The 18425-nt window shown below is 73.8% G+C and carries 17 protein-coding genes; 6 read left to right on the plus strand and 11 right to left on the minus strand.

Going from position 1 to position 18425, the window contains the following annotated elements:
- Window positions 1-42 precede the first annotated feature (42 nt).
- Window positions 43-468 (plus strand): subtilase-type protease inhibitor, encoded by a 426-nt coding sequence (locus RND61_RS10290; protein WP_315877538.1) that lies wholly within the window; start codon window positions 43-45, stop codon window positions 466-468.
- Window positions 469-995: 527 nt separating this feature from the next.
- On the opposite strand, the gene RND61_RS10295 is transcribed toward RND61_RS10290, so the two are convergent.
- The 3 genes from RND61_RS10295 to RND61_RS10305 all read right to left on the minus strand — a co-directional run bounded on the left by RND61_RS10295 (window position 996) and on the right by RND61_RS10305 (window position 2892).
- Window positions 996-1934, minus strand: a complete 939-nt coding sequence (locus tag RND61_RS10295) for a TIGR04222 domain-containing membrane protein (protein ID WP_315877539.1) — start codon at window positions 1932-1934, stop codon at window positions 996-998.
- Between the two features lie 281 nt (window positions 1935-2215).
- Window positions 2216-2602: a VOC family protein gene (locus tag RND61_RS10300; RefSeq protein WP_315877540.1), complete on the minus strand. Its 387-nt coding sequence runs from the start codon at window positions 2600-2602 to the stop codon at window positions 2216-2218.
- Window positions 2599-2892 carry an ArsR/SmtB family transcription factor gene (locus RND61_RS10305; RefSeq protein ID WP_315877541.1) on the minus strand — a complete coding sequence of 98 codons (294 nt, stop codon included), beginning with the start codon at window positions 2890-2892 and terminating at the stop codon, window positions 2599-2601. The genes RND61_RS10300 and RND61_RS10305 overlap by 4 nt, the downstream gene beginning before the upstream one ends.
- A 750-nt stretch (window positions 2893-3642) precedes the next feature.
- Here RND61_RS10305 and RND61_RS10310 point away from each other — a divergent pair.
- The gene (locus tag RND61_RS10310; RefSeq protein WP_315877542.1) at window positions 3643-4827 is read left to right on the plus strand and encodes a spore photoproduct lyase family protein; all 1185 of its coding nucleotides are present in this window, start codon (window positions 3643-3645) and stop codon (window positions 4825-4827) included.
- A gap of 373 nt (window positions 4828-5200) precedes the next feature.
- Here the strand turns inward: RND61_RS10310 and RND61_RS10315 are convergent, their stop codons facing one another.
- The 4 genes from RND61_RS10315 to RND61_RS10330 form a co-directional block, all read right to left on the minus strand.
- Entirely contained in the window at window positions 5201-5530 is a 330-nt protein-coding gene (locus tag RND61_RS10315; protein ID WP_315877543.1) for an STAS domain-containing protein, read from the minus strand.
- Window positions 5527-6870 carry a PP2C family protein-serine/threonine phosphatase gene (locus tag RND61_RS10320; protein ID WP_315877544.1) on the minus strand — a complete coding sequence of 448 codons (1344 nt, stop codon included), beginning with the start codon at window positions 6868-6870 and terminating at the stop codon, window positions 5527-5529. The genes RND61_RS10315 and RND61_RS10320 overlap by 4 nt, the downstream gene beginning before the upstream one ends.
- Entirely contained in the window at window positions 6870-7673 is an 804-nt protein-coding gene (locus tag RND61_RS10325) for an alpha/beta fold hydrolase (RefSeq protein ID WP_315877545.1), read from the minus strand. Before RND61_RS10325 ends, RND61_RS10320 begins: the two co-directional genes overlap by 1 nt.
- Window positions 7674-8265: 592 nt before the next feature.
- Window positions 8266-8832: a TetR/AcrR family transcriptional regulator gene (locus tag RND61_RS10330; protein WP_315877546.1), complete on the minus strand. Its 567-nt coding sequence runs from the start codon at window positions 8830-8832 to the stop codon at window positions 8266-8268.
- 50 nt (window positions 8833-8882) lie between these two features.
- On the opposite strand from RND61_RS10330, the gene RND61_RS10335 reads away from it, so the two are divergent.
- Together RND61_RS10335 and RND61_RS10340 are read left to right on the plus strand one after the other, a co-directional pair.
- The gene (locus tag RND61_RS10335) at window positions 8883-9380 is read left to right on the plus strand and encodes a nuclear transport factor 2 family protein (RefSeq protein WP_315877547.1); all 498 of its coding nucleotides are present in this window, start codon (window positions 8883-8885) and stop codon (window positions 9378-9380) included.
- Window positions 9381-10075: 695 nt separating this feature from the next.
- A complete protein-coding gene (locus RND61_RS10340) occupies window positions 10076-10702 on the plus strand; it encodes a GNAT family N-acetyltransferase (RefSeq protein ID WP_315877548.1) in 627 nt (208 codons plus the stop codon).
- A 345-nt stretch (window positions 10703-11047) separates the two neighbouring features.
- Here the strand turns inward: RND61_RS10340 and RND61_RS10345 are convergent, their stop codons facing one another.
- Window positions 11048-11266, minus strand: a complete 219-nt coding sequence (locus RND61_RS10345) for a hypothetical protein (protein ID WP_315877549.1) — start codon at window positions 11264-11266, stop codon at window positions 11048-11050.
- Window positions 11267-11703: 437 nt separating this feature from the next.
- Here RND61_RS10345 and RND61_RS10350 point away from each other — a divergent pair, with 437 nt between their 5' ends.
- Window positions 11704-12561: an alpha/beta fold hydrolase gene (locus tag RND61_RS10350; protein WP_315877550.1), complete on the plus strand. Its 858-nt coding sequence runs from the start codon at window positions 11704-11706 to the stop codon at window positions 12559-12561.
- 343 nt (window positions 12562-12904) lie between these two features.
- Here the strand turns inward: RND61_RS10350 and rox are convergent, their stop codons facing one another.
- From rox to RND61_RS10365, 3 genes are all read right to left on the minus strand, one after another.
- The gene (gene rox / locus RND61_RS10355; protein WP_315877551.1) at window positions 12905-14332 is read right to left on the minus strand and encodes a rifampin monooxygenase; all 1428 of its coding nucleotides are present in this window, start codon (window positions 14330-14332) and stop codon (window positions 12905-12907) included.
- A gap of 1155 nt (window positions 14333-15487) precedes the next feature.
- The gene (locus RND61_RS10360) at window positions 15488-16072 is read right to left on the minus strand and encodes an extensin family protein (RefSeq protein ID WP_315877552.1); all 585 of its coding nucleotides are present in this window, start codon (window positions 16070-16072) and stop codon (window positions 15488-15490) included.
- Window positions 16073-16320: 248 nt separating this feature from the next.
- Window positions 16321-16962, minus strand: coding sequence for a L,D-transpeptidase family protein (locus RND61_RS10365; protein ID WP_315877553.1), 642 nt, complete (start codon window positions 16960-16962; stop codon window positions 16321-16323).
- Window positions 16963-17864: 902 nt separating this feature from the next.
- On the opposite strand from RND61_RS10365, the gene RND61_RS10370 reads away from it, so the two are divergent.
- A complete protein-coding gene (locus RND61_RS10370) occupies window positions 17865-18377 on the plus strand; it encodes a toxin-antitoxin system HicB family antitoxin (RefSeq protein ID WP_315877554.1) in 513 nt (170 codons plus the stop codon).
- The last annotated feature ends 48 nt before the right edge of the window (window positions 18378-18425 follow it).

Below are 18425 nucleotides of genomic sequence, written 5' to 3' on the forward strand. Positions count from 1 at the left end.
GGCAACTGCTTTCGATTTCCTACGCATTGAAAGGACGTCATCGTGCGTCACCGCATCGCCGCCGTCTCCGCCGCCGCCCTCCTGACCCTGGCGGGCGCCTCCGGCGTCGCGCAGGCCCAGCCCTCCAGCCTGTACGCCCCCTCCGCGGTCGTCCTGACCGTCGCCAAGGGCGGGGTCGAGGGTGAGGCGACCGTCGTGCGGGCCGCCACCCTCAGTTGCGCACCGACCCCCCGGGGCACGCACCCGGACCCGCAGGCCGCCTGCGCCGAACTGGCCGCCGCGGCCGGTGACTTCGGCACGCTCCTGGCCTCCCCCGACCCGGACCGCGTCTGCCCGATGCACTACGACCCCGTCACCGTCACCGTGGACGGTGTCTGGCAGGGCAGCCGGGTCTCCTGGAAGCACACCTTCTCCAACGCGTGCCTCATGTCCGCGACCCTGAACGGCACTTCCCTCTTCGCCTTCTGACGCGTCCGTCCGGACCACCCTGCCCGTGCGTCCGCCCCCGCCCTCTCCCCGGGCGGGGGCGGACGCGCGTTCCCGCGCCGAGGGCACCAGCACGGCGGCCACCCGGTGGCACGGCAGGCGGCACGGGGGCCCGGTGGCGGCCCACGGCCCGGCGGTCATGGCCCGGCGGTCACGGTCCGCACCACTTCACGAGCAGGCGAACCAGACCGCGTCGTAAAGACGTTGGCCGACCGAGCGACCTCGCCCGTGCTGCCGCCGAGACCCGGAGGAGCAACGGAACCGGCCCGCGCCCCACGACTGCGCCACCACCCTGCCGGCGTTGTCCGGCAGGACGCTTCGCTCCCACCGGGCGCTCGGCCCGGCTTCGCCGGTCCACGGGATACCGGTCCCCCGCTCCTCGCCCTCGGCCGGAACGCCCTGTCCGGTCCGGGGGGCCGCGCCCTCGCCTCGCTCGTCCCGGAGGAGACCGCGGTACGGCTGCGGGAGCCGCTGTTCCCCTGCTTCCGCGTGCGTCCTCGTCCGACCGCTCACGATCCCCCGCCGCACCCGCCCCCGCCCCCTCCCCCGCATCCGCCGCCTCCGGCGTCGCCTCCGCCGCACGCGCCGGCGTCCCCGAACGCGCCCCAGTCGGCGTACGCACCGCTCCAGGCGGCGCCGGTGCCGTCGCCGTAGGGGCTCTGCCGGGCCTTCCAGGTCTCCGGCGTGACCAGCTCCCGCAACGCGGGATCCCGGGAGGCGGCCAGGCCGTCGAGGGCCACGGCGCCCAGGGGGGTGGCAGCGAGGGTGGTCAAGGCGTCCGTCGGGCGGGAGGGAGCCAGGCACCCGTGTTCGGCGCGCAGGGTGTCGAGCTGCGACTGGACGCGGTACGGCACCTGTGTCCCCACCGGCCTGATGAGCCTGGCCGGTACGGCGGCGACGACGGACAGGGCCAGGCCGGCCCACCAGCGGTGAGGCGCACCGACGGTGAGCTCGTACACGGTCAGCGTCACCGGGAGCGCCGCCGACCACCACAGCAGGCGCCGGGCGCGGTGCTGCCCGCCCCGCAGGGAGGGGGCGACCAACAGGCCCTCCGCCCGCAGGCGGTCGCCGACGGACCGCACCGCGCGGCTCGTGGCGGCGCGGCCGACCAGCTTGCCGAGGCGTTCGGCGCGGGAGACGCCCGCCGCCTCGACGAGCGCCTTCTCGATGCCGTCCGTCGTGTCGGCCGCGTACAGGTCGTCGTGGAGGGTGACCGTGCCGTCCTCGGCGACGGACAGCCGGCCCTCCCGTTTCATCCGGAACAGCACTGTCGTCACGACCCGGCGCGGTCCGCCCGCCAGGAAGGCCAGTTCCTCGGCGGAGAGGTCCTCGCGGACCTTCACGCCGCCCTTCAGCGCCGCCGCGATCCTCGCGGCGGCGGCGAGGCGGTACCCGATCGCGCCAGTCGTCAGGATGAGCGCGGCGAGATAGATCCGTTCGTGGAGCATCGTCGTTCCCCCGTAGTCCCCGTTTCCCCAACGGGGTTGTCCCCGGAGCGGGAGATCGGCAAGCCCACCGGCGACGGGCCACCGCGCCGGGTCCCCGGGGGTGGACGACGACGGCCGCCGGGACGACGACCGCCCCCAGGCCAAGAGCCATACGGTGGCGGCGGGCGGGCGCGTCCGGCGCGGTACGGGGTTGCGGTCCCGGGAGACGCCGCGCTTCCCGGCAGCGGTGCGGGCGGCCCCCGGCGCGGGCCCGCGTCTGCGTTTGCGCCCGTGCGGGGTCCTTACGCGCTGTGCACGATCTGGATCAGGTTGCCGCAGGTGTCGTCCAGGACCGCGGTGGTGACCGCGCCCATCTCCAGCGGCTCCTGGGTGAACCGCACCCCGAGCTCGCGCAGCCGGTCGAACTCCGCCCGTACGTCGTCCACGGCGAAAGAGGCGGCCGGGGTGCCGTCCTGGGCCAGCGCCTTCTTGTACGGCGGCACCGCGGGATGGCCGGAGGGCTCAAGCAGCAGTTCGGTCCCGTCGGGGTCCTCCGGCGAGACCACGGTCAGCCACCGGTCCGTGCCCAACGGCACGTCGTGCTTCTTCACGAAGCCCAGCACGTCGGTGTAGAAGCGCAGCGCCTTGTCCTGGTCGTCGACGAAGACACTGGTCAGATGGATCTTCATGGGGTGCTCTCCGGGGGATCGGGCCTGAGCCATCGGGTCATGACGCGCTCAAGGGGTTCGGTGTTCAGGTCGTGGAACTTGTAGCGGCCCTGGCGCCTCGAAACGACCAGACCCGCGGACTCCAGTACGGCCAGGTGCTGGCTGATCGCCTGGCGGGACAGCCCCAGACCGTGCTTGGTCACCAGCCGTGCGCAGATCTCGAACAGGGTCTGACCGTCCCGTTCCACCAGTTCGTCGAGGATGCGCCGACGGGTGGGGTCGGCCAGCGCCTTGAAGACATCCTCCGTCATGCCCCCACCATAGGCAAGTATCGACTTGCCTATCAAGTGAACCGCCGCCGTTGCCCGATCGGACGGCGCCGACGCGGCAGGACCGCTGCGCGGGTACGGGTTCCCGCCCTCGACGCGCGCGGAGACGGCGCACGGCGCGGCGAGGAGCGCGCCGGCGCGGAGCCCGGTCGGGCCGGAGCACCGGGCGGAAGAGGAGCGCGTGACATCCCGCCGGACGGTCGTTGAACCGGACGGTCACGCAGCACGGAGAAGCCCCGGGCGACGAGCGTGCGCCCGGGGCTTCGCGCTGCCGCCGCGTCCGGGGCCGGACCGGCCGCTTCGCTCGTTCGATCGGACGGACGGCCGGTCGGCCGGTGACGGGCCGGCCGTCCAGGAGGACGTGGACACGGCCCCGGCGTCCCCCGCGTCGGCCGCGTGACCGCGTCGGCGACCCGTTCCGCCGGGCCCACGGCGGCGGTGTGCCTCGCCCGGCGTGCCGGGACAGCCCCCGCCCATGCCTCCCCCCGGCTCGCGGTTCCGGCCGACGACGGCGCTGCGGTCGCCCGCGCCGTGGTGGGGCGGACCGGACCGCCCCCGCCCGGCCCGGTGGCGTCCCGTACACCGGGCAGGGGTAGTTTCTCCGCCACCATGTCCGGTTTTGTACAGTAGGGGGAGTCTCGCCCGCCCCGGCGCGAGCGCCGGCGGACGGCTCGTAGCGGAGGCCGCCGTCCCGTCCGCCCCCTGTTCGGCATCGGAGCTCCCGAGGTGGTCATGCGGCATCGTCCCAGGGGTGCGGACGGCGATCAGGCGGGGCTGTTCTCCCTCGACGACCTGGCGGCGGCCGGGGGCGGCGACGGGCGGGCAGCGCGGAGCCGCGCCTTCCGGGACTCGCCGGAGGCCCGCAGGATGCTCGACGTGAGCGAGATCCACGCGGAGCCGGCCGCGGCGGCGTCGCACCGCGGCCGGCAGATCATCGCCCGCTTCCCCGGGGCCCGGGTGCTGGAGACGGACTCGCACTGGCGCATCCCCCGGCTGCACGGCGACGAGGGCAACGCCGAGCGCTGGGTGCGGGTCAAGCGCCAGACGCTCGTGCTCGGCGAGCGCTCCTCCCTCACCACGCGGCCCAACGGCAGGTCGGCGGACTGGATCGCGCCCGGGCTCAGCAACGGGTGCGCGATGGCCTGCGCGTACTGCTACGTGCCGCGCCGCAAGGGATACGCCAACCCGATCACCGTCTTCACCAACGTCGAGCAGGTCGTCCGGCACATCGCCCGGCACGTCGCCGCGCAGGGCACCAAGCCCGAGCCGAACCAGTGCGATCCGCGGGCGTGGGTCTACGACATCGGTGAGAACGGCGACTGCTCGGTGGACGACCTGATCTGCGACAACACGGCGGATCTGATCGAGGCGTTCCGCCACTGGCCCACGGCCAAGGCGTCCTTCGCGACCAAGTTCGTCAACCCGGACCTGCTGGAGCTGGATCCTCGGGGCCGCACCCGCGTCAGGTTCTCGCTGATGCCGCCCGCCGACTCCCGGACGCTCGACATCCGCACCAGCCCCGTCGAGCGGCGCATCGCCGCCGCGGCGGACTTCCTCGACGCCGGGTACGAGGTCCACTTCAACCTCTCGCCCGTCGTGGTCCGCCCCGGCTGGGAGGAGGACTGGGCCGAGCTGCTGCGGCAACTGGACGACGTGGTGCCGCGCCGGGTCAAGGAGCAGGCGCAGGCCGAGGTCATCATGCTGACCCACAACGACCGCCTGCACGAGGTGAACCTCGGCTGGCACCCGCGCGCCGAGGAACTGCTGTGGCGCCCCGACATCCAGCAGCCCAAGCGGTCCCAGAACGGGGACTGGAACGTCCGCTACCGCAACGCCGTCAAGTCCGCGTCCCTGGAGACCCTGCGCGGGCTGATCGAGGCCCGGGCCCCCTGGCTGCGCGTCCGGTACGCCTTCTGAGCACGGTCGTACCGGCGCCGACCACCGCCCGCGGACCGGTCCCGCCCGGTGGGGCGGCCGGCCGAACCACACGGTCCGGTCGTGGTGGAGCACGGGCCCCGAGGGCGTCACGACCGGCCCTCCTGCCCTGCACCCCCCTTTCACCGCATGCGTGAACCCGGCGGGCCGCATGCCGGAGCGGTGACCGGGCCCCGCCCTTCCTCCCGCAAGCGTTCGTTCCGGTGGCGGGGAGGCGGGCGGACGGCTTCGCGGGCATCGGGGTGCGGCTCGCCGGGGGCCACCCCTGGCCGTACTTCCGGAACCGGGAGGGGCGGTCTCCCGCCGCGCGGCTCGGTGCGGTCGGGCCCGGCGGGGAGGGGGGCGGGGTCGGGAGTCAGACGGCGTCGGCGGCCGGGCGGATGGTGAAGACCTGGTCCAGGCCGACGATGGCGAGGACGCGCATCAGGTTGGGGGGCACGGCGGCCAGGGCGATGTCGGCGTCGGCTGCCTGGGCGTGCTGGCGGGCGACGAGGAGGGCGGTGATCCCGGTGGAATCGCAGAATTCCAGACCGGACAGATCGATGACCAGGCACTGGCCCCTCTCCAGGGGAAGTTGCTCGACCTGTCGGCGCAAGGCGGTGGACTGGGCGTAGTCGAGTTCGCCGGCCACGTGCAGGACGGGTCCGGTGGCGGTGTCGCGGTGGGTGATGTTCAGCGGGCTCATCGTGGGTTGTTCGTCGCCGGGGGGAGGCTGGGGTGGGTGGCGGGGACGCCGAGGGCGAGCAGGGCGGTGTCGTCGTCGAGGCCGTCGCCGAAACTCTTCAGCAGGCCGGTCAGCGCGGTGATCGTTTCCTGGGGGGTGGCGGGGGCTCGGTCGGCGGCGAAGGCGAGCAGGGCGTCTTCGCCGTACAGGTTGCCGCGGTCGGGGCCGGTGCGGGCCTCGGTGAGGCCGTCGGTGTAGAGCAGGAGCGTTTCGCCCGGGGCGAGGGTGGTCTCCGCGGTGCCGATGGGAGCGGTGGGCAGGATGCCGATGAGCAGCCCGCCGGGGGCGGGCAGGAAGTCGGCGCGGCCGTCGGCGCGCAGGACGAGGGCGGGGGGATGGCCGCCGGAAGCGAGGCGGACGGTCGTGTGGCCGAGCTCGGTGGCGGGTTCGACGATGCCGAAGACGCACGTGCAGTAGCGGGGGTCGCCGCCGGCGGCGTACCGCTCGTGCAGGACGGCGTTCAGTGTGGTCAGGGCCGCCGCGGGCTCGGGGTCGTGAAGGGCGGCGGCGCGCAGCGTGTAGCGGGTCAGTGAGGTGAGGGAGGCGGCCTGGGGGCCCTTGCCGCACACGTCGCCGAGGAAAAACGCCCAGCGTTTGCCGTCGAGGGGGAACAGGTCGTAGAAGTCGCCGCCGAGCCGGTCGGCCGAGGCGGTGTGGTAGTAGACGGCCGTCTCCAGCCCGGGTACGTCCGGCAGCGAGGTCGGTACGAGGGACTGCTGGAGCACGGCGAGCGCGTCGGCCAGCCGGGCCCGGTCGGCCTCGGCCTGCCGACGGGCCTCCTCCGCTTCCGCGCGCGCCCGCTCGGCCTCGGCGCGGGCCTGCTCGGCGTCCTGGCGGCGGCGCAGCAGTTCCTCTTCGTAGGCGCGGCGGTCGGAGGCGTCGAAGACGGTGGTGCGGATCAGCAGCGGCTCGCCTTCGCTGCCGTGCTTGACCAGTGAGGAGACCAGCACCGGCAGCCGGCCGCCGCCGGCGGTCTTCATCTCCAGGGCGATGCCGCGCAGCTCGCCCTGCATCCGCAGCAGGGGCGCGAAGTGGGTCTCGTGGTACAGCTTCCCGCCGACGGTGAGCAGGTCGGTGAACCGCTTGCGTCCCACCACGGCCTCCCGTGTGAGGCCGAGCAAGTTCAGCAGCGTGGTGTTGATCTTGGCGATGGTGCCGTCCATCAGGGTGGAGAGGTAGCCGCAGGGAGCCGACTCGTACAGTTCCTCGATGCTGTCCTCCAGCAGTGTGGTGAACGCCACGTCCATGTCCGCGTCGCCCCCGGTGCCGGACGGTTCCGGCTCCTCGTCCACGCGGCACATCACGGCAGGTCCGCCAGGAAGGCGAGGATCGCTTCCGCGGTGGCCTCCGGGGCGCTCAGCTGCGGGCAGTGGCCGGTGGCGTCCAGCGTGACCAGGTGGGAGGAGGGGATCGCGGCGTGGACATAGGCGCCGACCTCGCGCGGCGCGATCACGTCCTGGGAGCACTCCAGCACCAGCGTCGGCACCGTCACGTCCTTCAGGTCGTCGCGGCTGTCGGTCAGGAACGTGGTGCGGGCGAAGACGCGGGCGATGTCGGGGTCGGTGGCGCAGAAGCTGTTGGTCAGTTCCTGACCCAGCTCCGGCCGATCCGGATTGCCCATGATCACCGGAGCCATCGCGGAGGACCAGCCGAGGTAGTTCGACTCCAGTGACGCGAGCAGCTCGTCGATGTCCTCCGGGCTGAAGCCGCCGCGGTAGCCGTCGTCGTCGATGTAGCAGGGTGAGGGCGCCACCATCACCAGCGCCCCGATCCGCTCCGGGGCCGCCTGCGCCGCCAGGACTCCGACCATGGCGCTGACCGAGTGCCCCACGAACACCGCCCCCTCGAGGTCCAGCTCCTCGCAGACCTCCACCACGTCCTGGGCGTACCCCTGGAGCGAGGAGTACCGCTCCGGGTCCCACGCCGACAGGTCCGAGCCGCCGGCACCGACGTAGTCGAACAGCACCACCCGGTACCGCTCCGCCAGCGCCGGCACGATCAGCCGCCACATGTTCTGGTCGCAGCCGAACCCGTGCGCCAGCACCACCACCGGTCCGTCGACGGGGCCGGTGGTCGTCACGTTGTTCCTACGGTGGATGTACATACCCACCATCCTCACATCCGGCCGGAGTCGCCCGACAGGCGGTTCACCACTACCCCACATCCCGCGCGCCCTACGCACCGGCGCGGCCCCTGTCCGGCGCGCCCCCGGCGGGGGCGGCGAGCCCCCGCGGGGAGGCGGATCGCCCGGGGCTGCGGGGCTCGCCCGGGCCCCGGCTGTCCGGCGGGGGCCCGGGGGCCACCGGGGGGCCGACCGTGCGGGCGGCCCGGAGGGGCGGTTCCCGGCGTTCGCCTTCGGGCGGTGCCGGTTCCCGTTCCCCCGAGGAGCGGGTGGGGGACGGGCCGCAGCAGTTCCCGCTGCCGCTTCCCCGGTCTCCGGAAGCGGCAGCGGCCCCGGGCCGCCCTGGGGGCCGGTCGGGCCCTGACGGATCGCGGCGGGCCGCCCTGGGCTCCGGCCCTCGGGGGGACAGCCGCTCCGCCCCCGTCCTGGAGGGCCCGGCGGCAGGCCCGGGCCGGCGTCCACCGCCCCGTCCACGGCCCGGGCGACCCGGTGGCGCCGCCCTTCACGGCCCCACCGGCGGAACCCCTTCGGGTGGCGCGGGCCGGAACGTCGCCGCAGTACGGCCCGGGGACCGTCAGGACGTCCTGAGCAACATCGCGACGGCCGCGCGCGCATGGCGGGCCGGAGCCGGGTCGCCGGTGATGCCGGCGGTCACGATCGCCCCTTCGGCGAGCAGGAAGACCGGTTCGACCGCCGTCGCCCCGGCAGCGCGGACCCATCCGGCGATCTGGTCGTGGAACGCCCGCTTGTGCGACCGGACCTCGGCGAGGACCGCTTCGGACGACGAGCCAAGTTCGCCGTGGGCGTTGACCCAGGCGCATCCGCGGAAGCCCGGTTCCGCGAACCACTCGGCGAGCCAGTCGAAGACCGCGAGTACGCGCTCGCGAGGCTCCGGGAACTGTTCCACGTGGGCGGCCAGGTCCCCCCTCCACCGCCGGTCGCGGCGTCGGAGCACCGCCACCACGAGGTCCTCCTTCGCGGCGAAGAGGCGGTAGATCCGTTTCAGCGGCAGACCGGAGGCCGCCCGGACCTGGTCCATTCCGACCGCCTGGATGCCCCGCTCGTAGAAGAGGCCCTCCGCCGTGTCGAGCAGCGCTTCGCGGTCCAGGCGGGCCTGTTCTTCGGTGATCGGCGCGGGCATCCGGACTCCTTGACGTAGAGAACGATCGTTCTCTACCTTAGGCCCCACCGATGGAGAACGACCGTTCTCAACTTGAGGAGGCCGCAGTGCCGGAAGATCGCCCGCCCTACCCGCCCTTCACCCGGGAGACGGCCCTGCGGAAGGTCCAGGCAGCCGAGGACGCGTGGAACACCCGTGACCCCCAACGGGTGGCACTGGCCTACACCCCGGACTCGACGTGGCGGAACCGGGACACGTTCGTCAACGGCCGCGAGGAGATCGTCCCTTTCCTGAAGCGGAAGTGGGAGCGCGAACTGGACTACGCGCTGCGCAAGAGCCTGTGGGGGTTCAGCGGGAACCGGATCGCCGTCCGGTTCCAGTACGAGTGGCACGACGCGGGGGGCCAGTGGTGGCGCAGCTACGGCAACGAACTGTGGGAGTTCGACGAGCGCGGCCTCATGCGGCGCCGCGAGGCGAGCATCAACGACGTGGCCATCACGGAAGCCGAGAGGCGCATCCGCGGCCCCCGGCCCACGAGCGAGTACGGGATCGACATCCCGATCCGGTAGGTCCCGTCGCCATGCCGTTCCGGGGCGGTGGACGCGGGCGGCACGACCGGCCGGGCCCGCCGTGCCCGTGGTCCGCGGGCGGAGAACCGTGCGCTCCGCACCGGCGCGCCCCGTCCCCCGAGGGTCGACGTCGCCTCGCGGACGAGGCCGGCCGCCCGGCGGGCGGGCCGGGCACGGCAGCGGCGGCCCGCTGAGGACGGCGTGGCGGGCCCCGCTGAGGACGGCGTGGCGGGCAGCGGGCAGCGGGCAGCGGGCAGCGGGCAGCGGGCAGCTGGCAGCGGGCAGCGGGCAGCGGGCAGCGGGCAGCGGGCAGCGGGCAGCGGGCAGCGGGCAGCGGGCAGCGGGCGAACGGCTGGACGCCGCCGGCGATACGGCGGCGACGTCAGAACCACCGGCCTGCTTCGGCCGCCGGGGCCCGTACCGCCGCCCCCTCCCCGGCGTGGCGCTCCCGGTTCAGACGGTCGCGGTGGCCGCCGCCGGTTCACCGTGCCGCGTGAAGCGCGGATGACGGGCCCACCCGGCGCCCGCCCGGCGCCCGCCGCCGATCGGCGCCCCTCCCCCGCGACTGCCGGAGGGGAGAAGGGCCCCCCCTTCCCCGCCGCGAGATCGACTCCGTACGGGGCCACGGGATCTTTCTTCGCCGGGCGTCGGAAAAGCCGGCGCGGGAGCGCTCCCACCCTGGAATCGTGAGACGCGTGAAGAGAGAACCGTTCATACGCCCCTACCGGCCGTCCGACCGCGCTGAGCTCGCGGACATCTGTGTCAGAACGGCGCACGAGGGCCGGGACTCGTCGTCCCTCTATCCCGATCCGGAGCTGATGCCCTCGATATTCGCCTATCCGTACGTGGAGTTGGAGCCGGGGTTCGCCTTCGTCCTGGACGACGGCGCCGGCAACGCTGTCGGGTACGTGTTGGGCGCTCCGGACACCGCCGCCTTCGTCCGGCGGTTCCGCACCGAGTGGCTCCCCCGGGTGGCCGCGCGGTACCCCGCCCCCGTGGGAGGGGCCCGCACGCCGACCGAGGAGATGATCGGACTGCTGCACACGCCGGAGCGCATGGTCCGGGACGAACTGGCCGCGTTCCCCGCCCACCTGCACATCGACCTGCTGCCGCCGTGGCAGGGCCGGGGATACGGCCGTGCCCTGATGCGGACCCTTCTGGACGCACTGCGGCGGCAGGGGGTTCCAGCGGTGCACCTCTGCATGGTGCGGGCGAACGCACCGGCCAGGGCCTTCTACGACCGTCTGGGGTTCCAGCCCCTGGCGGTACCCGACCCCGCCCCCCTCTGGTACCTGGGCAGGTCGACGACGACCCCTCTCTGAGAGCCGGCCCCCCTCTGGGGGCCGGCGCCCCCGAGGCGCCGCCTCGGCAGACGGCCGGGGGCGGCGCGGCCGGGACCTGGCACCCGAACGGCCACGCACGCCCCTCGCCGGCCGGGGCCGCACCGCTTCGGAGCCCGGCGCCTCCTCACGCGGCGGCACGAGGAGCAGCGGAGGCGGCCTGGCGGGCGCAGCGGCAGCCGGCGCCGAGCCTCCCGCGACCGCTTCCGCCGACCACCCGGCAGGGCTGGCCGCACTTCGCCACCAGCCCGCCGTCCGCGCCGCCCGAGCCCGGCGCGGCGGCTGGCTGCACGGCGGTACGGCTATGGCTCCGGCTCCGGCTCGGCGTCAGGACTTCGGCGCGTCGGGGTCTTCCTCCGCCGACGGAAGACGGCTGTGCCCCTCCGCCCAGTTGTTCACCCAGCCGCACACTCCGCACGCGTACCGGCCGTTCAACCCGGACACCTGCGATCCGCACGCCCCGCACACCGTCGTCGTGATGTCCGGCGTCGTCGACGGCACCACAGTCGACTCACCGCTCTGCTCGGATTCCCACCTACTGATCATCGCCACCGGACCCTACCCCCTCCCGTCGGCGGAACCGGCGGACCGGGGCCGCTGCCGACCGGCATCGGCAAGAGCGCGCTCCGCGCACCGGACGAGTACGTCACCCCCACCGTCGACGTGACGCCCCGGGCGGGCCCGCGAGGGGCGCGCGATCCTCGCGCACCAGGGCGAGATCGCGCGCGAGCGCCCCCTGCCCGGAATCCCCGCCCGTCTGCCCGAGGAGGCCCGCCGCGAGGTCATCTCCACCGAGGAGCGCGCCCGGCGCCCCGTCCCGTCCCGGGCGGTCCGCATCAGCTCCTCCCCTGACGGCGCCGACCCTCGCGTCCCTCCCCGTCCCCACCTGGTCCGGCAGGGGGCGGCGCATCCGACACGAACGCGCATTCGCCTGCTTCGGGGGCTCCTGGGCTACATTGGGGCGTCCTGCCACAGGGGGTGTGATGCCGCAGATCGAGCTTTCGTCGGGGTCCGTCGACTACCAGGACACCGGTGGTGACGGGCCGGTGCTGGTGCTCTGCCACGGCATGCCGATGAACGAGACGCAGTGGCGCAAAGTGGTGCCGCTGTTGAGCGGGTACCGCTGCATCCTCCCCACGCTCCCCCTCGGCGGACATCGCCGGCCGATGGCCCCTGACGCCGATCTGTCCCAGCGCGGTGTCGCACTGCTCGTGGGGGAGTTCATCGAGCGGCTCGGCCTCGACGACGTGACGCTCGTCCTCAACGACTGGGGCGGCGGCCAGTTCCTCGTGTCGGAAGGAAAGGCCCAGCGGATCGCGCGCCTGGTGCTGGTGGCCTGCGAGGCGTTCGACAACTTCCCTCCCGGGCCCGCCAAAGCGGCGGCCGTCGTGTGCAAGGTGCCCGGCGGCGTCTGGCTGCTGACGCGGCTCATGCGCATCCCCGTGTTCCGGAACAACCGCAACGGATACGGCGGGATGAGCCTGCGCGGGGTCCCGGACGAGATCATGGACGACTGGTTCGCCCCCGTCACCCGCAGCAAGGCCATCCGCAGGGACTTCGCCAAGTTCGCCACCTCCGCGCCCAAGCGCGAGACCCTGCTGGCCTGGAGCGAGCGACTGCGTGGCTTCGACCGGCCGGTACTGGTCGTCTGGGCGACGGAAGACAGGTTGATGCCCCGCGAGCACGGCCGTCGGCTGGCGGAGCTGTACCCGCAGGGCCGGCTGGTCGAGATCTCCGACTCGTCCACCCTCGTTCCCGAGGACCAGCCCGAACGACTCGCCGAAGTGCTCACCGACTTCCTGATCCGAACCGGAGCGGAGCCGGTCCGCCCCGCGGGCTGAGCCGAGGGGTAGCCGTCGCGGCCGGCGCCCCCGGGTCACCGGGGACCGCGCAGGCCAGGGAGGTGGTCGGCGGCACCGTGCCACCGTGCCCGACAGTGACGCGGCCCGCCTCCAGTCCGCCCACGGACACCGCTGCGGCGGGCACCGGGGACGGGCCCCGGAGACGGTGCCGGCCGGCGCGCGGGCCGATCCCGGTCCCCTCCGCCCCGCCCTGGCCTGGCCACCCGTCCCGGGCGCGTGTCGACCCGGTACGTACGGCCGCCGGGCCGGCCGGGCTCGCGGCGATCGGCCAGCACGACCGCGGCGAGTGGGGCCGGGCGCCGTCCGCTGCGCACCCGTCCGGTCAATCGGCGGCGGCGCCGAACCACTCGGGCAGCCGGCCGAGCAGGTCCCGCTGGTCCTCACCGATCCACGCCACATGGCCGTCCGGCCGCAGCAGCACCGCCGGCACGTCCAGTTCCTCGCCGGCGTCGACGACATGGTCGACCCGGTCCGCCCAGCCCGCCACCGAGAGCCGGCCGGTCCGGTCGAGGAGCACCCCGCGACCCGTGCGCATCCGCTCGTAGAGCCGCCCCCGCTCCAGCCGCACGTCCCGCATCCGCCGACCCAGCAGGTCGGGGCCCTCGCCGAAGTCGTAGCGGACGTCGACCGCGGTGATCATCCCGGTCACGTAGCGGTTCACCTCCTCGAAGTCCATCAGCTTCGAGAACAGCTCCCGCAACGCGGTCGCACCCGGATCGGTCCCCAGCAAGGCGATCTGCGCACGGGTGTTGTCCAGTACCCGTGCGCCCACCGGGTGCCGTTCGGCGTGGTAGCTGTCCAGCAGCCCCTCCGGGGCCCAGCCGTTGACCGCGGCGGCCAGCTTCCAGCCGAGGTTGAACGCGTCCTGGATGCCGAGGTTCAGCCCCTGCCCACCGGTCGGCGGGTGGATGTGCGCGGCGTCGCCGGCCAGCATCGCCCGCCCGACCCGGTAGCGCTCGGCCTGCCGGGTGGCGTCACCGAACCGGGAGAGCCAGCGCGGCGAGTGCGCGCCGAAGTCGGTCCCCGAGACGGCCCGCAGCCGCTCCTTGAACTCCTCCAGTGTCGGCGGGACCGACCGGTCCTCGGCCACGGTGGCCGCGGGCACCACGACGCGGTACAGCCCCTCCCCGCTGGGCATGGCACCGAACCGGAGCTGGGTCCTGCGGACCTCCGCGACGACGGCGGCGATCGTCGCCGGGTCCTCGGTCACCTCCATCTCGCCCAGCAGCGTCTCGACCCTGGCCGGTTCGCCCGGGAAACCGACACCGAGCTGCTTGCGCACCACACTGCGTCCGCCGTCGCATCCGGCGAGGTAGCGGGAGCGCAGCCGTGTGCCGTCCGCCAGCTCAACGGTCACCCCCTCCTCGTCCTGGCCCACTCCGACCACTTCACAGCCGCGCCGGATCTCGGCGCCGAGTTCGAGGGCACGCTCGTCGAGCAGCCGCTCGGTGACCGGCTGCGGGGTGGCGAGGCCGTAGGGGTGAGCCGTGTCCAACCCGTCCGGCCACGAGGTGGCGATGCCACCGAAGAGGCCGCCGACCCGGAACTTCTCGCTGACCGCCATGAAGCGTTCCAGCAGCCCGCGCTGGTCCAGCATCTCGACGCTGCGCGCGTGCAGGCCCTGTCCGCGGGACTGGTCGGTCGGTTCCGTCGACTTCTCCAGCACGACCACGTGCACCCCGTGCAGCCGCAGCTCGCAGGCCAGCATCAAACCGGTCGGCCCGCCACCGACCACGATCACGTCCACCATCGAATCACCCGTTCCACGCATGGGATTTCGGCCCCGCTCCCCGCGGCGCGTCGGCGCGCGCACCCGCATGCCCCTACACGGTCGGTGCGCGGCACAGCCGCTCGCCCTCCACGGACCCCGCCGAGCACGGCGCACACACGCACCGACCGGTCATTTCCGCAGGTTCCGGCCTTGGACGGGCTATTCTGCGGCACGCCCCGGGTCTTGCCACAAGGCCCCCGGTGCGCTATAGGTTGAAAGTGGCAAGGAGTAGGTCCCGCTGTCGGGCGGCCTCCTTGCCTTCGTTCTTCCCGTGCCCTGTACCGTGTCCTCGCGCTGTGCCCTTCCGCTCGACGCCCCGCAGCAGGCCGAGCGGGTGGGCACGGGCGGTCGCCCGGGGCCCCACCCGCCCGATCCGGCCCGCGGTCCGGGCCGTGGCCCGGTCGTACGTCACCCGCCGGCGAGCGGGAACGCGCTACGGCCCGCGACCACCGCACCACCGCACCACCGCCGGGGACCACACCACCCCCGGTGGTCACATGGGGGCCGTCCCCATCCCCCTCCCGCCCGTCGCCCGCACCGCAGCCGTCATCGGCTACGGCCGCGTCGGCCGCGCACACGCCCGCCACCTGCGTCACGTGCGTCCGGGCATGACGGTGCGCGTCTTCTCCCCGCTCGGCATCGGCGAGGCCGACGAAGCCGTCCGGGCGGCCCCCGGCTTCGAAGAGGCGGTGGCCGGCGCGGACTCGGTGATGCTGTGCACCCCGGCAGCCGACGACGTACCGGACCCCCGTGACCTGACCGCGGGGGCGGTCGTCACCTCCACCAACGCCCCCGAGGCGCGGGAGATCCCGCCCACGGCGGTGCCGGGCCTCGACGTGTACGTGGATGCCCCCACCAGCCTTCAGGTCACCACCGAGCTGGTACTGGCCACCGGATCCGGCTGGGACCCCGCCACGGTGCGCGGGGACCCGGCTGGCCTGGTCACCGGCCGCGCCCCACGTTCCACCGGCGAACGCCCGGTGTACTTCCGCTCGTGGGGCTGGGCCTCGAGGACGCGGCCGTCGCCCGGGCCGCCTACGAGAACGACAACGCGACAACCGGGGACGGCCCTGATGAAGATCCGCGAGCTGCGGCGCGCGGGGAGTCAGCGGAGGGCGGCGCAGGCGGGCCGCGTCACCACTGGCAGTGGACGTGGTTGCTGTGGGCCCGGTCGCTGCCCGGGCCCAGAACGACCTTCGCACCGTACGCCTTGCACGAGCTCATCAGCTTCCTGGCCTTCACCAGTCCCGGGCCCTTGGTGGAGACGCGGGAGCCGTTGACGAGGTCGACGTCGAACGCCCGGCCCTTGTAGTGGGCGGAGCCGGCCGAGTGCCGGCCGCCGGCGATCGAGGTGACGCGGAAGGTGAACTTCTTCGACGTGTTCAGCTTCAGCATCGCTTGGAGCATCTTCCCGTTGAGCGCCACCCGGGCACCGCGGGGATGGGCGAACGTGCTGGTGTGGGCGCGCTTGCCGGCTGCCGTGTCCTTGATGTTCGCCCGTGCGGTCGACCGCGGGTCCCGCTTGCCGCTCACGTGGAAGTCGAGCAGGACGATGCCCTTGTTGGCGGCTATCCGCTTCGCGGTGGCCTGCGCCGTGGGCGCCTTGGCCGCCGGTGCGGCGACCGGTGCGGCGGCCGGGGCGGAAGCGGCGGGCACGGCCGCGCCCGCCACGAGCGACGATGCGAGGGCGACGGAGGCCACGAGCGTGGTGCGGTTCATGGGTTGGAGTGGTCCTTTCGGATGTCTGTGTCGACGCCGGTACCGATGCCGATGCGGCGGCGTCCGGTGACGGACGGCCGGGTCCGTACGGGCCGCCTCGCGAACGGCTGCGCGGCACGGTTCGGGAGGCGGCCCGTACACGGACCCGTGCCGGAGCGGAGGCGTGCCGGCCGCTTCCCCTGCGTGCGGCCGGCACCCTCCTCCTCGGTGCGTGTCAACCGTGTCGGATCAGCGAGGGGCCGACCGGATCAGTTGACGACCTTGAGCTGCTTCGGCCAGCCGTACCGGTCGGCCGTGCGGAACAGGTCCTGGATGTCCTTCGGCGTGATCTTGATGCAGCCGTAGGAGTAGTAGTCCCCCGCTCCGTCCCAGCGGTACGGACTGTCCTTGCCGGGCTGCTTGGGGCCCTGCTGGCCGTTGGACTTCATCTCGCTGTGGATGAACAGCTCGGTCCGCTTGGTCTTGCCGTTCTTGCAGAGCTTGTCCTGGACGTGGATGGCGTAGCCGTTGATGCCGCGCGCGCCGCCCTTCTTGCGCTTCTCGTGCCCGAGGACCTTGTACGAGCCGTTGGGCAGCCAGCCCTTCATCGTGGCGCACTCGTTCTTGCTGCCGTTGCCGGAGCCGGCCCGGTAGCTCTTGATCACCTTGTCCTTGCCGGGCACGCTCTTCATGAAGTACAGCTTCGACTTGGTGGGGCTGGACTGGTTCTTGTCGAAGAGGAAGTAGTACGTGCTGGTGCTGCCCGCGGCCCGCGTGACCGCCGCCTCTGACACCGCGGCCGCCTGAGGGGCGCCGGTGGAGGCCGGGGCCGCCTGAGTGGGCTGCGCGACGGCCGCGAGGCCGCCCGCCAGCAGAACGCCCGCCAGGGCCGCTGTCGTCAGTCGCTTCACAGTTGAGCTCCTCCCGTGTGGAACCCCCCGTCCGGGGAGCAGGGCCTCATCCTGGAAGGGCAGTCCTGCGCAAACCTTGCCCAAACCTTGCGCCCCTGGTCAGGCGGGGCCCGGCGGGATGGCGGCGGGAGAGGGGAGCCGACGGGCGCGGGGACCGGGGCCCTCACCGGAGCACCCGCGCAGGCGGCGGGTGGCGCTCGCCTCCTGCCCTTCCCCGGCCGCGCCGGCGCTCCCCTCCGCCGGCGCCGGGGCGGACGCGTGCGGCGGTTGCTCGCCCGGTGGGCCGGGTCGAGCGGGGAGAAGCCGAGCCAGGGGGAGGCGGGGTCCGCGTGCGAGGGCTTCGGCGGACGGGGAGCGCCACGGTGGGCGAAGGTTCCCGTTCCCCTTCGCATACGCGTGCGAGGGCTTCGGCGGCGGAAAGCGCCTCGGACCAGGCCTCCGCGGGCGCACCCGGCGCAGAAGGGCCGGAAGGGCATGCGGCGGAGGTGGCCCGGCCCGGCGGCGCAGGGCCCCTACCGGGTACGGCTGGTGCGTGCGTCATCGGGAGGGGTGCGGACCAAGACGGGGCAGGTCCGACCGTGCCGCCTCGGGTGGGCCCGCCCCGGCGGCAGGTCGCGCGGCGGGGCGGGTCGTACGGCGGGGCGGGCCACCTTGTGGCGGCACCACAGGCATCGCCTGGCGCCACCGGGCACCGACTGGCACAGCTTGGCACCATACGACGCCATCCGACACCACTCGGCGCCATTCCGCGCCACCAAAAGCACACAGACGTGCATGGCGCCACGATCACCCGGGCCGCCTCTTTCGCATTCCCGCAGCTCAGAGTGGCAACAATCCCATCCGCCGCCCGCAAGGCGCCGCCCGAACTTGCACATGCGCCATCTTGGTGCCACTATGGCGTCATGGACCTCACCCCGTATGTCGACACTCTCCGCCGCGAGCTCGCGGTAGCCGCCGAAGCCGGCGGGCAGGACGCCCGCGAGCTGGCCGAACGGCTCACCGCCCCCCTGGAGTCGGCGACCCGGTTGACCATGCTCCACGTGCTCTCCGCCGCGATGGACGAGATCACCCGCGAGCTCGCCCCCGGCTCGGTCGACGTACGGCTGCGCGGACTGGACCCCGACTTCGTGGTGACGCCACCGCCCGCCGACAGCGGCGCCGCGGAAGCAGCCGCCGCGCCCGCCGAACCGTTCAGAGCCCCGGCCGACGGCGACGAGGGCGGCACCGCCCGTGTCAACCTGCGCCTGCCGGCCCACCTCAAGGCCCGCGTCGAGGAGGCCGCGACCCGCGAGGGCCTGTCGGTCAACGCGTGGCTGGTGCGCGCCGTGTCGGCCGCGATCGAGGGCGGCGCCCGACCGCGTACGGCGGAGAAGACCCGGATCGTCGGACAGAGCTTCACGGGCTGGGTGCGCTAGCCGCTCCCCCGCCCGCACCACTTCACCCCCACCACGTCCCACCAGCGG

It is taken from the genome of Streptomyces tamarix (genome assembly GCF_032423885.1).
GTDB lineage: Bacteria > Actinomycetota > Actinomycetes > Streptomycetales > Streptomycetaceae > Streptomyces > Streptomyces tamarix.

Bases quoted from the DNA above. Each gene is read 5' to 3' on its own strand.
- RND61_RS10295 (WP_315877539.1), bottom strand. From the start codon at position 1,934: ATGCTCCACGAACGGATCTATCTCGCCGCGCTCATCCTGACGACTGGC.
- RND61_RS10300 (WP_315877540.1), bottom strand. From the start codon at position 2,602: ATGAAGATCCATCTGACCAGTGTCTTCGTCGACGACCAGGACAAGGCG.
- RND61_RS10305 (WP_315877541.1), bottom strand. From the start codon at position 2,892: ATGACGGAGGATGTCTTCAAGGCGCTGGCCGACCCCACCCGTCGGCGC.
- RND61_RS10310 (WP_315877542.1), top strand. From the start codon at position 3,643: ATGCGGCATCGTCCCAGGGGTGCGGACGGCGATCAGGCGGGGCTGTTC.
- RND61_RS10315 (WP_315877543.1), bottom strand. From the start codon at position 5,530: ATGAGCCCGCTGAACATCACCCACCGCGACACCGCCACCGGACCCGTC.
- RND61_RS10320 (WP_315877544.1), bottom strand. From the start codon at position 6,870: ATGTGCCGCGTGGACGAGGAGCCGGAACCGTCCGGCACCGGGGGCGAC.
- RND61_RS10325 (WP_315877545.1), bottom strand. From the start codon at position 7,673: ATGTACATCCACCGTAGGAACAACGTGACGACCACCGGCCCCGTCGAC.
- RND61_RS10330 (WP_315877546.1), bottom strand. From the start codon at position 8,832: ATGCCCGCGCCGATCACCGAAGAACAGGCCCGCCTGGACCGCGAAGCG.
- RND61_RS10335 (WP_315877547.1), top strand. From the start codon at position 8,883: ATGGAGAACGACCGTTCTCAACTTGAGGAGGCCGCAGTGCCGGAAGAT.
- RND61_RS10345 (WP_315877549.1), bottom strand. From the start codon at position 11,266: ATGATCAGTAGGTGGGAATCCGAGCAGAGCGGTGAGTCGACTGTGGTG.
- RND61_RS10350 (WP_315877550.1), top strand. From the start codon at position 11,704: ATGCCGCAGATCGAGCTTTCGTCGGGGTCCGTCGACTACCAGGACACC.
- rox (WP_315877551.1), bottom strand. From the start codon at position 14,332: ATGGTGGACGTGATCGTGGTCGGTGGCGGGCCGACCGGTTTGATGCTG.
- RND61_RS10360 (WP_315877552.1), bottom strand. From the start codon at position 16,072: ATGAACCGCACCACGCTCGTGGCCTCCGTCGCCCTCGCATCGTCGCTC.
- RND61_RS10370 (WP_315877554.1), top strand. From the start codon at position 17,865: ATGGACCTCACCCCGTATGTCGACACTCTCCGCCGCGAGCTCGCGGTA.